The organism is Pseudoalteromonas sp. SWYJZ19, assembly GCF_015864375.1.
In the GTDB taxonomy this organism is placed as follows: domain Bacteria; phylum Pseudomonadota; class Gammaproteobacteria; order Enterobacterales; family Alteromonadaceae; genus Pseudoalteromonas; species Pseudoalteromonas arctica.
On record NZ_JADYXI010000016.1, the window covers coordinates 1 to 14159 of the forward strand.

Annotated in this window: 8 protein-coding genes; 2 read left to right on the top strand and 6 right to left on the bottom strand. The window is 40.7% G+C overall.

The genetic code is table 11. The features are described 5' to 3' along the window. Nucleotides 1–154 precede the first annotated feature (154 nt). The 6 genes from I6F45_RS15150 to I6F45_RS15175 form a co-directional block, all read right to left on the bottom strand. On the bottom strand, nucleotides 155–1468 hold the full coding sequence (locus tag I6F45_RS15150; RefSeq protein ID WP_024592689.1) for a sensor histidine kinase: 1314 nt from the start codon (nucleotides 1466–1468) through the stop codon (nucleotides 155–157). Beyond that, entirely contained in the window at nucleotides 1468–2799 is a 1332-nt protein-coding gene (locus I6F45_RS15155) for a sigma-54-dependent transcriptional regulator (protein ID WP_024590831.1), read from the bottom strand. Before I6F45_RS15155 ends, I6F45_RS15150 begins: the two co-directional genes overlap by 1 nt. 121 nt (nucleotides 2800–2920) lie before the next feature. After that, a complete protein-coding gene (locus tag I6F45_RS15160) occupies nucleotides 2921–4129 on the bottom strand; it encodes an ABC transporter permease (protein WP_165740305.1) in 1209 nt (402 codons plus the stop codon). 11 nt (nucleotides 4130–4140) lie between these two features. Next, a complete protein-coding gene (locus I6F45_RS15165) occupies nucleotides 4141–5454 on the bottom strand; it encodes an ABC transporter permease (protein WP_165740303.1) in 1314 nt (437 codons plus the stop codon). A gap of 3 nt (nucleotides 5455–5457) precedes the next feature. Continuing rightward, entirely contained in the window at nucleotides 5458–6168 is a 711-nt protein-coding gene (locus tag I6F45_RS15170; RefSeq protein WP_004335374.1) for an ABC transporter ATP-binding protein, read from the bottom strand. A gap of 42 nt (nucleotides 6169–6210) precedes the next feature. After that, nucleotides 6211–7464 carry an efflux RND transporter periplasmic adaptor subunit gene (locus tag I6F45_RS15175; protein WP_197118869.1) on the bottom strand — a complete coding sequence of 418 codons (1254 nt, stop codon included), beginning with the start codon at nucleotides 7462–7464 and terminating at the stop codon, nucleotides 6211–6213. Nucleotides 7465–8162: 698 nt separating this feature from the next. Here I6F45_RS15175 and gltB point away from each other — a divergent pair. Then, the gene (gltB, locus tag I6F45_RS15180; protein WP_197160978.1) at nucleotides 8163–12620 is read left to right on the top strand and encodes a glutamate synthase large subunit; all 4458 of its coding nucleotides are present in this window, start codon (nucleotides 8163–8165) and stop codon (nucleotides 12618–12620) included. Nucleotides 12621–12629: 9 nt separating this feature from the next. Then, nucleotides 12630–14045: an FAD-dependent oxidoreductase gene (locus I6F45_RS15185; RefSeq protein ID WP_007584567.1), complete on the top strand. Its 1416-nt coding sequence runs from the start codon at nucleotides 12630–12632 to the stop codon at nucleotides 14043–14045. Nucleotides 14046–14159: the final 114 nt, after the last annotated feature.

Consider the following 14159-nt stretch of genomic DNA (forward strand, 5'->3'; position numbering starts at 1 on the left):
AAGTAACCAATGACTAAGCATAAAAATACCCTCATAATCAAAAGATGATAAGGGTATTGTGAAGCAACCAAAAGATCGGTCAACCGATCAAAAATACCTTAACTGATCGGTGTTAACTTTTTAAGTGGCTTTATTGTTTTTAATTTTTGTGAATTTACGAATAAGGAAGGCTCACTTGTACGTTTAAGCCGCCCTCTATTTTGTTATGTAAACTTATATGCCCCTGGTGCGCTTCTGCTATTTCTCTGCATAAGGCTAGCCCTAAACCACTCCCCGTACTTTTTGTAGAATAAAAGGGCACTAAAGCATTTGCCATTACTTGCTCGCTCATTCCTTTGCCGCAGTCGCTCACATTTATAACACAAGCTTGGGGTACAAATTCGACCTGAATATGTATTTCATTGGAGTTGGAGCCTGACTCGTGTGAATTTTTTAATAGGTTTATGAGCAGCTGCTCGAGTTGGGCTTGATCAGCTTGTAATTCATTGTGTGAATTTTTTATTTCGTAGCTAAATTGCCAGTGATTTTTTAAATTATTGAGTGTGTTTTGCCAGTTAATCCGTGTTTTTTGTGGCTGAGGTAATTTAGCAAACTTGCCATAGCCTTGTACAAATTCAGTTAAATGACTAATTCGCTCATCAATAGTTGCAAATACACGGGCAAGGCGGGGCTCATCAACTTTATTTGCGAGCAATTGTGCGCTGTGTAACATGGACGACATAGGGCCGAGTGAATTATTCAATTCGTGGCTGATAATGCGTATTACCTTTTTCCACACGGCAACTTCTTGGCGACTAAGCTCACGGGTTAATTGTTTAAATATATATAAATGATGCTTTTGGTTATTGAGTAAAAACTCCCCGGTGGCTAAATGCCAAGTTTGCGAGTCTTGATTCTCTATTTCTATATTAAAGAGGCCATCAACACCGTGCTCTATAGCTGCTATTAATTGCAGGGGCGAATTTTCGAGCAATTTACTTAGCTGCATACCTTCAAGGCGGGTTGCGCTATTAAATAAACTACGGCTAATTAAATTACTAAATACCACCGTATTATTATCATTGACCAGTAATAACGCTTGCGGCGAGCTTTGCAATACTTTATCAAGCATTAACTCGCGCTGGTAAATCCATTGTTTTTCTTGGCGAAGCTGTTTAGCGGTTTGATTATAAAGTCGGCATAGTTTTCCAAGTTCATCATTACTTTTATACGCTAGTAAGCTGGAGAGCTCACCATCTTTAAAATTAAGCAACCCGGTTTCGAGCGATTGCATGCCAAGCTTTATTGGTTTGGTGAGAGCTCTTGAAAGCAAGGTGCTAAATGCAAGCGTTAGTAATATTAAAAACAGAGTGTAGTACATATCAAAACCACTAAGTGCGGCAATAATAAAAACAGGCAGTGCGCTACAAAGTGCGCAAATTAACACAACCTTTTGGCTTAGGGTAAAGTGGCTAATAATGTTTGGCATTAATAATCAATACCCATTTTTTGTAATCGACGATAAAGAGCTTGTCGGCTTAAACCAAATTCACGGGCCACTTTGGCTATAACACCTTGATGAGCGCGCATTGCGTGTTCTATTTCCTGTTTGGTCGGTTCTGCTTTTGCTTCTTGTTGAGCAGTAACCGATGACGAAAGTGCAAAGTCATCGACTGTAAGCGCACCTGTTGGTTTTAGCACCGCTACACGTTTACAAGCATTTTCTAGCTCTCGAACGTTACCTGGCCATTTATAATGTTGAAGTGCTTGCTCTGTGTTTATAGTCAGCTCTCGGTGAGGTAAAAAATGGCTAATAAGTGCTAAAACATCATCTTGCCTTTCGCTAAGGGCAGGCACATTGAGTTCAATTACATTAAGGCGATAATATAAGTCTTCCCTAAATCGACCTTGTTCAATTGCTTGTAGTAAGTTTTCGTTAGTAGCCGATATTACTCGCACATTTACTTTTTGTGTTTGTGTTGAGCCTAAACGTTCAAACTCGCCGGTTTGTACTACGCGTAGTAATTTTATTTGTCCTGAGAGTGGTAAATTACCAATTTCATCTAAAAATAACGTACCGCCATCAGCTGCTTCAAATCGACCAATACGTTGTTTAGTTATCCCCGTGTATGCGCCAGCTTCAGCGCCAAAAAGTTCGGCTTCTATAAGTTCTTGTGGTAGTGCGCCTGCGTTTACCTTAATAAAAGGTTGCGATACAAGTGGGGAGTTTTTTTGAATGATATGCGCAATGCACTCTTTACCACTTCCATTAGGGCCTGTAATTAATGCAGATATATCAGATTTAGCTACTTGTAGCGCCATAGTGACCAGTCGTTCCATAGCCGTGCTTTTAAATATTAGCCCGGCAAGGTCTGCGCTTTTAAATGTACCTTCACGCTCTTGTTGATGGCGATTATGTGTCGCCACTATTTTTTTAGCACTGCCTAGCTCTATTAAGTTACTGATACAAACTAGTAGTTTTGCATCATCCCAGGGTTTTGGTAAGTAATCGGCAGCACCGGCTTTTACAAGCTCAATAGCGGTAGCAAGTTCGGTCCAGGCTGTAATAAGTATAATAGGGAGGTGTGGGTTTATTTCTCGTAGTTCATAAAACAACGTTTTACCTTCTTCGCCAGAGGTTGTGTCGCTGGTAAAGTTCATGTCTTGAATTACAAGCTCAATTCGCTGATAGCGAACTATTTGCAGAGCATCAAACGGGTTTGTTGCAGTCACTACCGAAAAGTCGTGGATCTCGAGCAACAATGAAAGTGCATCGAGTACTGCTTGGTTATCATCAACAATGAGTATTTTATGAGTCATAGGTTATTTTTATAATTTTTTAATGGCTACACTGCCTTACTAATCAGTGTAGCATAGTGATTTTTACATGATTTAGTAACCTAAACTCTGGATAATAAATCTACCTCAAGCGGATTCTAGGTTAAATTGTGCGAGTTGCGATACTGGGCGAAATATTAGCAGCGCGTTTAGCCGGCCCTAATACCGCAAGTAAGCTCATTAATAATACGACAATGGCGGTAACGGCTATATAGCTTGGCGGTAGTGCGGCTACAGAAAAATACTGCATTAACATTTTCCCAAGTAGTATTGCTGTTACCACACCTAAGGCTAAACCTAGGCTACAAATTAATGCATTTTCTACTAAAAAGTAGCTAACAATAGCTGACTTTCTTGCACCAAGTGCTCTGCGTGTGCCAATTTGCTTAGTACGTTTGCTAATATTAAATAAGGTTAAGCCAAAAATACCGAGAGCGGTTATAAGCACTAAAATAGTGATTAATACTATGAGCATGCGCATCATGAGGCGGTCTTTAGCGGTATACTCATTTTTTAATTCATCAAGTCCTTTAATGTTATTAATAACGCGTTTGCTGTAATTTTCGAGCATGGCATTTTCTATTTCTTTCATTACAGCTGCTCGCTGACCAGGCTCTGTACGAACGGCAACTTGTGCATAACTTGCTGCTTTAATATAAGGAATAAACGCAAGATTATCGGGTTTACTGTCTTTGAGCCACGGGCCTTTCATGTTTCCGATCACGCCAATAACTTTAAGTGGTAGGTCACCAAAATAAACTATTTTTCCTAAACCATCTCCATCAGGGTAGAGCTCATCAAGTAAGGCTTTAGTGACTATAGTGACGTTGGTGCGCTTTTGTGTAATTTCGTTTGTAACTAGCACTTCATCTTCGGTAAAGTTTCGCCCTGCAATTAAGTTAACGCCGTAGGTATTAATTGCGTGGTCATCTATAAAAAAATAAGCAGTTCTTACACTTAGGCCTTCTTGTGGAGCGGGTTGTAAATTAAAGCTCGAAGCGCTGCCACTGCCTGATAGCGGGATACTACTGCTTAATGCGGCATCAACTACGCCTGGCATTTTTCTAAGCATGCTTTCATCAAGCTCAAACTGCTGGCTTAAGTTAATATCAGTACCAAAGGTCATTACATTAAACTTAAATATATCTTGCTCAGGGTAGCCCGTTTCTTGATTTAAATAGCTAATTCTGTCTTGAATGATAAATGCAGCATTACTGACTATAGCTGTGGTAATTGCAATTTGAATTAGCAGTAATACAGCGCCCACCTTTGAGCGGCATAAGGCGTTAAATATAGGTTTTATTTCTAACATTGTTAAATTCCTTATTGGCTCTTAAGATAAATAGCAGGATTGGTTTTACACACTAACCAAGCTGGGTACAAACCAGCCAAAATGCAGGTTGTAATTGCAATCAATGGGGCGCTCAATAGCATGGTCAAATCCATTGTTGCTAAGTTTTCATAGTAGTCGTAGCTTTGCACTACGCCCATTAAGCCAAGTTGTGCTAGTACAATTCCTAGCATGCCACCTATAAAGCCAAGCATGGCGACCTCAACTAAGTGCTGTAAAAATATTTGCCTTTTACTAGCGCCTAATGCGCGTCTTACACCTACTTCTGGCGCTCTGCGTAAAAACTTGGCTAAAAGTAAACCTAAAATATTGGCTAAGCAGACACCTAAGAACATAAAGCTCAGGCCCACTAAAATTTTATTGTCTTCGGTGACGACGTTGTTGTATTGCATCCATTGGTTTACATCGCGAAGTTTATACTCAAGTTCTTTACGATTAAATCGACCACGTTTTTGTTGTTCTTGCATATAGGCTAATAAGTAATTTTGATAGGCTTGTTTTTGTTCAAGCGTATTTAGCTCTGCCCAAAACTGGATCCATACTTGCTCAGATTGCAGTTTATCTGCAAAGGTTGGTGTGTTTTCGTGTTTCCATCCATTGCTATTGCCCCAACTTACGAGCTCTTTTGCCTTTATTAAGCTAAAGGGCATAAATAATTCTTCTACTTGATTAAATGCACCGTTATTTAAATCATAATATTTAATATTGAGAGGCCAATGGTTAATAACACCAACTACTTGATAGCTTGCATCATCTAAGTAAATCAGTTCTCCGACGGAGTTTTGTCCTGCAAATAGTTTATCGTTTATCTCTTGGGTAATAACAACCACAGGTGCGGCTGAGTTTTCTTGCTCTTTGCTCCAAGCCCCTCCGTATAGAAATGACAAATTAAACATGCTAAAAAAGTCAGGCGTTGTCATGCGAGCATTACCTATAAAAGGTTTTATTTTGTCGGAGTCTAAATAAACTGAAAAGCCGGTACGCATCATAGCCACTTTTTTCTCTGACGTGGGTGCGTTTAATAAGTTCTCTGCATCTTGATAGGTCAATTGCAGTGGCATGTTATCTTCTGTCCACCACGTACTACCATCGTCCATTGTTTGTAATTGCACACTGTAAAGTTGGCTGCTTTTTTCTGGAATAGGATCGGCCGACATCATGTGATAAACACTAAGGCTGGTCATTGTTATGCCTATACCTATCGCAATGGCAAGTACCATTAAAAAGCTAACCAATGGGGTGCGCTTGAAGCTGCGCCAACTTAAATCTAAATAATGAATAAACATTAGTTAAACCCCCGATGCTGTTTTTATAGTTTGCGCGCCCTGATAAAGCGTAAAGTCGGCAAGTTGTCCATCAACTACTTGAATATTACGCGGAGCACGGCGGGCTAATTCGCTATCATGAGTTACCATTACAATAGTGGCACCGTCGCGATTGATTTGTTCAAGTAACTCCATAACTTGGCGAGCCATTAAGCTGTCAAGGTTACCTGTTGGCTCATCGGCAAGTAAAAAACGAGGTTCACCAGCAAGCGCACGGGCTATTGCCACACGTTGTTGCTGGCCACCAGAGAGTTGTTGAGGTAAGTGTTTAGCGCGAGATGCTAAGCCAACTTGTTCAAGGCATTGCTCAATTCGACGTTTTCGCTCATTTGCTTTAATCCCTCTGTAGCGAAGAGGAACTTCTATGTTTTCATATAAATTTAAATCGGGGATCAAATTAAAGCCTTGGAATATAAAGCCAATTTTTTGATTACGTAAATCAGCACGTTGGTTATCGTTTAGGCTGCCAACATTAACGCCATCCAGCAGGTATTCACCTTCGTTAAAAGGCTCGAGCATACCTGCAATATTTAAAAAGGTTGTTTTTCCTGAGCCGCTAGGACCAGTAACAGCAATAAATTCGCCTTCGTTTACTTGCAGATTAAAATCTCGAAGCGCATGGGTTTGTACCATTTCTGTTTGGTATACTTTACTTACATTGTTCATTTGTAACATCGTTGTTCCTAATTATTTTTAGCGTTGGTTGAGAACGTCTGTTTAATTTAATAAAATCGTGTTGGCTTGCTTAAAGTCGCTGTAGCTTGAAATAATAATTTCATCGTTTTCTTTTAGTCCACTTAAAAGCTCAACCGCATTAATGCTGGTGGCGCCTATTGTAATAGGTATACGCTTTGCGATATTGCCATCGACTTTATAAGCTATAATTCCGCCTTGCTGCATAAATGCACCACGCTTTACTTGCATTACACCTTCTCGGTTGTCGAGTAAAATACGTGCAGTTAAGCGTTGGTTCTGACGAATGTTGTTAGTAACACCTTTAAACCGGACGCGTGCTGTTACTTCACGATTATTAACTTCTGGTGATATGGCGGATAAATTCCCCATCACTGTTTCATTGCCTAACTTAAGCTCTACTTCCATACCGAGCCCTAATTCGTTTGCGTAACTTTCAGGAACTTGGAGTTCGGCTTCAAAATTACTTAAGTCGACGAGAGTCATAAGAGGTTGGCTTTGCGTCACTGCGGCTTTTTGTTGCACTAATAGGTTACCCACGATCCCTGTAACGGTAGCCTTAATAGATAGGTTGCTTACTTTTCGGATTAAGTCATCAACAATAAGTTGTTGGCGGGTCACATCACTTTTAGCAGCTTGTAGTTCAAAAGCGAGCGTGTCTTTGGCAAGCAATACCTCTTGCTGCGCATGCTTATAGGAGAGCTTAGCTCGGGATAAATCATCAACTGCTTTTTCTAGATCAATTTGGCTAATTAAGTGCTTTTGTATTGATAACTGTGCGCGACGATTTTCGCGCTCAGCGGCGTTAAGCTCAACCTCTGCCATATCGAGTGTTTTATTTAAAGTGAGTGTTTGGCGTCTTGCTTGCAAATGCTGCCTTTGCTGCTCGCCTTCAAGTCTTTTAAGTACAGATTCCTGTTGCTTTAATTCATTAGTTAACTCAGGGCTTTGCAGCAGGGCAAGTGTGTTGCCTTGCTTTACTGTATCGCCGGCCTTTACTTTTAAATCTATAAATCCCCGTTCTGGACTGTAGATTTTAGGAGCATTAGCAGCAACAATTTTACCACTGGCGGCAATGTCTCGAATGAGCGCTTTAACATGTACTTTTGCAATCTGTACTTTTGAGCGGCTAATAGAGCTTTTAGCGCTATGGCTCGTTAAAAAAATATAAGCAATTGCAGAGACCACAATGAAAACAATCGCAGTGATTATCGCGTATTTTTTATAGCTTATAGGTGCCTTTACTTTTATGTCTTGTGCGCTGGTATCTTTAATCATTTAATTTCCCCTAAATTGCTTTTATGTATTTTTCGCACAGCAGTAATAAAGCTGCTGTGCAAATAGCGGCAATAGGAGAGAGTAAAAATAAGCTTAGAGTAAACATAGTAATTCCAATTAGCGATTATATATAAAGCTATACGATTAATATGCCAACTATTATCTTATTGATATTTAAGTGATTTTATTTTTTTGTTATTGAAATTCATGTCCGCGGACAGTTTATGTGTCCGCATCGGACATAGTTTTAAATAAAAATTCACTATTAACGTACAAAAAATGACATGAACTTTCATAACTATACTAATGAGCAGCAATAATCGGGGATGTTAAGCCATTAAAGTAATGAAATAGCATAAAACTATCTAAATGTTAACTGAATAGCCCCTCTAGTGCTGAATACTTATTCACTTTCGGTTACCTTTACGTTTACGTAAGCTGGCGCGCTGAAGGCTCGTGTTTTTTACAATATGTTAAACTTGACACCAGTGTCATGAAAAAATAGTGGTTAAAATAACGCTAAATGTTAAAAATAATGATAAAAAGAAATCTTGCTATGAAGTGAGAAATATTCAAGAATGTGAATATGTATTCAAAGTGCTATTGACTCTATTTAAGATAGAGGCTAGTTTTGTCCGTCTGTTAGCAAATCGTCGAGCAGTTCATCCACGCTAACAGTGCAGCAAGGGGAGGGGTCTATGTTATACGACTCAAAGTTAGAAAAAGAAAATTGTGGCTTTGGCTTAATAGCTCAAGTTAATGGTCAAGCTAGTCATAGGCTTATTCGTACTGCTATTACGGGGCTTGATCGCATGCAGCACCGTGGTGGTATATCTGCCGATGGTAAAACAGGTGATGGCTGTGGTTTATTATTACAAAAACCAGATAGCTTTTTCCGTGCTATTGCTAGTGAACATAACTGGCACTTAGGCAAAAACTACGCAGTGGGTATGATATTTTTAAATTCAGACCCTGTTTTAGCACAAGCTGCAAAACAAATACTTAGCGAAGAATTAGAAAAAGAAACGTTAAATATTTTAGGTTGGCGCGTTGTGCCAACTGACCCATCTATGTTGGGTCCTATTGCTGTACAGCAATTACCAGGTTTTGAACAAATTTTTGTTAGCGCGCCAGAAGGTTGGCGTTCTAAAGACTTAGAGCGTCGCTTATATGTAGCACGCCGCCGCGCTGAAAAGCGCATTGTTGATGACGAAGCTTTCTATATCGCAAGTCTATCTGGTTTGGTAACTATCTATAAAGGCTTAATGATGCCTGCAGATTTACCAAATTTTTACCTAGATTTAGCTGATATTCGTATGACGAGTGCGATTTGTGTTTTCCATCAGCGCTTTTCTACTAATACTCAGCCGCGTTGGCCTTTAGCTCAACCTTTCCGCTATTTAGCACACAATGGTGAAATTAATACTATTGAAGGTAACCGCCAGTGGGCACGCGCACGTTCATACAAGTTTGCGTCACCGCTTATTCCTGATTTACAAAGCGCAGCGCCGTTTGTAAACGAAACCGGTTCTGATTCATCAAGCCTAGATAATATGCTTGAGCTATTTTTAGCTGGTGGCATGGATTTATTCCGCGCTATGCGTATGCTCGTGCCACCTGCATGGCAGAAAAACCGTGCAATGGACGACGATTTACGTGCATTTTACGACTTTAACTCTATGCATATGGAACCATGGGATGGCCCGGCAGGTATTGTTATGTCGGATGGTCGTTTTGCGGCTTGTAACCTTGACCGTAATGGACTTCGCCCAGCGCGTTATGTAATTACACAAGATGGCTTTATTACGCTTGCATCAGAAGTGGGTATTTGGGATTACACTGCCGATGAAGTAGTTGAAAAAGGCCGTGTTGGTCCAGGTGAATTATTAGTTATTGATACTAAGCTTGGCAAAATTTGGCACTCAGATGAAATCGATCAAGATTTAAAGTCTCGCCATCCTTACAAGTCATGGCTTGAGGAGAACGTTAAGCGTTTAGTCCCATTTGAAGAGCTGACTGAACAAGACGCGGGTAATCGCTCATTTGATGACGAAACGCTAGCTAAATATCAAAAAATGTTTGGTTATACCAACGAAGAGCTTGATAGTGTTATTCGTGTAATGGGTGAAAACGGCCAAGAAGCAACCGGCTCAATGGGTGATGACACGCCATTTGCAGTGCTTAGTGAAGGGCATCGTTCGCTTTATGATTACTTCCGCCAAAAATTTGCGCAAGTAACAAACCCACCTATCGATCCACTGCGTGAAAACCATGTAATGTCGCTTGCGACATGTATTGGTAGTGAGCAAAACGTATTTAACGAAACAACAGGCCACGCTAAGCGCCTACAGTTTGATACGCCAATTTTAATGTACGCAGACATGCAGCAGCTATTAAATGCTGATGAAGCGCATTACAGCTACTGTAAAATTGATATTACCTACACAGTTGAAGAAGGTTTAGAAAATGCGGTAACGCGTATTTGTGACCAAGCACAAGAAAAAGCAGCCGCTGGTTGTATCATGCTTATTTTAACTGACCGTAACTTTGATGAAGCAAATTTGCCGATTCCAGCAGCTATGGCTGTAGGTGCGGTACAAAAACGATTAGTTGATAACAATCTTCGCTGTGAATCAAACATTATCATTGAAACCGGTAGCGTGCGTGATGCGCATCAGTTTGCTGTGTTATTAGGCTTTGGTGCTACGGCAATTTATCCATACCTTGCGTATGAATCGTTAGTTGCGATGAGCGACAGCAAAATTATTAATAAGTCGTATTGCGAAGTAACTCTTGCTTACCGTAAAGCCATTAACAAGGGCTTATACAAAATCATGTCTAAAATGGGCATAAGTACGGTTGCGTCATATCGCTGCTCAATGTTGTTTGAAGCGGTTGGTTTATCTGACGCTATTGTACAAATGTGCTTTAAAGGTGTGGCAAGTCGCATACAGGGCGCATGCTTTACCGACTTTGATGACGATCAGCAAGGCTTACACAAACTCGCTCTAAGTAAGCGTAAATTATTAAGCCACGGCGGCTTGTTTAAGTACGTACATGGCGGCGAGTATCATGCTTATAATCCTGATGTAATCCAAACCCTGCAAAAAGCAGTTCGTTCTGGTGAATATAGTGATTACAGTGAATATGCAAAACTTGTTAATACGCGTCCTATTGCCACTTTACGTGACATGCTTGCGCTTAAAATTCCAGAGCAAGGCATTAGCATCGATGATGTAGAGCCTGCAGAAAACCTATACAAGCGTTTCGATTCAGCAGCAATGAGTATTGGTGCATTATCGCCAGAAGCGCATGAGGCTCTAGCAATTGCAATGAACCGCTTAGGCGGTTGTTCAAACTCTGGTGAAGGCGGCGAAGATAAGCTGCGTTATGGTACCGAGAAAAACTCGCGTATTAAACAAGTTGCTTCAGGTCGATTTGGCGTAACGCCGCATTATTTACGCAGTGCTGACGTTATTCAAATTAAAGTAGCGCAAGGTGCAAAACCAGGCGAAGGCGGTCAATTACCGGGTGAAAAAGTAACTCCATACATTGCTAAACTTCGTTATTCGGTTCCCGGTGTTACGTTAATTTCGCCACCACCACATCACGATATTTATTCAATTGAAGATTTAGCGCAGCTAATTTTCGATTTGAAACAAGTAAACCCTAAAGCGCTAATTTCTGTAAAACTGGTTTCAGAACCAGGCGTAGGAACCATTGCAACGGGTGTTGCTAAAGCGTATGCCGATTTAATTACTATTTCTGGCTATGATGGTGGTACAGGCGCAAGCCCACTTACTTCAGTTAAATATGCAGGTAGCCCATGGGAGCTAGGACTTGCAGAAACGCAGCAAGCTCTTGTTGAAAATGGACTGCGTCATCGTATTCGCTTGCAAACAGATGGTGGCTTAAAAACGGGTTTAGATATAATTAAAGCGGCAATTTTAGGTGCAGAAAGTTTTGGCTTTGGTACCGGCCCAATGGTTGCGCTTGGTTGTAAATACTTACGAATTTGCCATTTAAACAACTGTGCGACCGGTGTTGCAACACAAGACGAAACACTTCGTCAAAAGCATTACCACGGCTTACCAGAAATGGCGATGAACTACTTTAAGTTTATAGCGCAAGAAGCACGTGAAATCATGGCAAGCTTGGGTGTTGTAAACTTAACTGATTTAATCGGTCGTTTAGATTTGCTTGAAGCAATTGAAGGCAAAACAGCAAAACAGAAGAAAATTGATTTATCTTCAGTAATTGCTCAGCCTAATAACCCAACTGGCGAAACGCTTTATTGTAGTGCGCCTAATAGCTCACATTATTTAGGAAAACTTAATGAGAGCCTACTTGCTAAGGCGCAAGACGCAATTGATGCTTCAAGCGGTATTTCACTAGTAAGTCGTATTTGTAATACGGACAGATCGGTAGGTGCAATGCTTTCTGGCTATATTGCTGATAAATATGGCAACCAAGGTATGGCGGCAGATCCTGTAGCAATTGAGCTACATGGTACTGCGGGTCAATCATTTGGTGTTTGGAATGCCGGTGGCCTTGAAATGACACTGGTTGGCGATGCAAACGATTACGTAGGTAAAGGCATGGCGGGTGGCAAGTTAGTTATTCGTCCACCACTTGGCTCGTCGTTCGAAAGTCACAAAGCCACAATTGCAGGCAACACATGTTTATACGGTGCAACAGGCGGCAAACTGTTTGCTGCAGGTTGTGCAGGCGAGCGCTTTGCAGTTCGTAACTCAGGTGTGCAAGCGGTTGTTGAAGGTGTAGGTGACAACTGTTGTGAATACATGACGGGCGGCGTTGTATGTGTACTGGGCAATGTAGGTGTTAACTTTGGTGCGGGTATGACAGGTGGTTTTGCTTATATTTTAGATGAGCGAAATGATTTTGAAAAACGCATTAATCCAGAGCTTGTCGAAATAGTAACACTAGACGAATTAACGTCGCATCAAGAACATTTACGCGGCTTAATTGCTGAGCATTTAGAGCTTACGGGTTCGTGCAGAGCAGAAAGTATTTTGGCTAACTTTGAATTGTACTTACCTATGTTCAAATTAGTAAAACCAATATCAAGTGACGTAAAAAGTTTACTCGGGCATCGCGCTCGCAGTAGTGCCGAACTACGTGTTCAGGCGCAATAAGGGGGCAGTATGAGCGAAAATGTATATCAATTTATAGACGTGCAGCGTGTAGACCCACGCAAAAAACCAATCTCGTCACGTAAAAAATCTTTCGTAGAAATTTACGAACCCTTTTCAGAGAATCAGGTTAACTCACAAGCTGACCGTTGTTTAGATTGTGGTAACCCATACTGTGAGTGGAAATGTCCAGTACATAACTACATTCCACAATGGCTAAAGTTAATACGCACAGGCCGTATTATAGAGGCGGCAGAGCTTTCTCATCGTACAAATAGCTTACCAGAGGTTTGTGGGCGTGTTTGCCCACAAGACCGCTTGTGTGAAGGCTCGTGTACGCTCGATGAAGAGTTTGGTGCGGTTACAATTGGTAATATTGAAAAATACATTACTGATGAGGCATTTAAAATGGGCTGGAAGCCTGATATGTCTTATGTAACATGGACTGACAAAAAAGTAGCCATTATTGGTGCGGGCCCTGCAGGTTTAGGGTGTGCTGATATTTTAGTGCGTAACGGTGTTAAACCAGTGGTGTTTGATCGTCACCCAGAAATAGGTGGACTACTCACATTTGGTATTCCTTCTTTTAAACTTGAAAAATCAGTAATGCAAAAGCGCCGTGAAATTTTCACTGAAATGGGCGTAGAATTTAAGTTAAATGTTGAAGTAGGTGTTGATATTACACTTGACCAAATTTTAGCTGATTACGACGCTGTGTTTTTAGGGGTTGGTACGTATCAGAGTATGCGTGCAGGTCTTGAAAATGAAGATGCAGCGGGTGTTCACGATGCATTGCCGTTTTTGATTGGTAACACGAACCGTGTAATGGGCTACGACGAGACAAAACAACCGTGTATTGATATGGCTAATCAAAAAGTAGTTGTACTTGGCGGTGGTGATACAGCGATGGACTGTGTGCGTACGTCTATTCGACAAAATGCTGCAAAAGTAACGTGTGCTTATCGTCGTGATAAAGAAAATATGCCAGGCTCTAAACGTGAAGTTAAAAACGCGAAAGAAGAAGGCGTTATATTTACGTATAACGTTCAGCCTAAAGGCATTGTACTGAACGATAAAGGTAAAGTGACCGGCGTTAAAATGGTTAAAACTAAATTAGGTGAACCTGACGCAAAAGGCAGAAGCCGTGCTGAAGAAGTACCTGGTTCAGAACATGTTATTGAAGCTGATCAAGTTATTATGGCGTTTGGTTTCCAGCCTCACAAAATGGATTGGTTAGAAAAATACGATGTAGAAATAAACAACTGGGGCGGTATTAACGCACCAGAACAAGGTGAGTTTACACATCAAACTACTAACCCTAAAATATTTGCTGGTGGCGACATTGTACGTGGTTCAGATTTAGTGGTAACTGCTATTTTTGAAGGACGTAACGCTGCAGAAGGTATTATGGATTACTTAAAAGTTTAATTTTTCGTGTTAAAATAACGATATTTAAAGCAAGCCAAGTGGCTTGCTTTTTTATTTGTTTTATCCAAATGTAATGTCAACATAATTAGTGACAAATGGGGCTATATTTATACC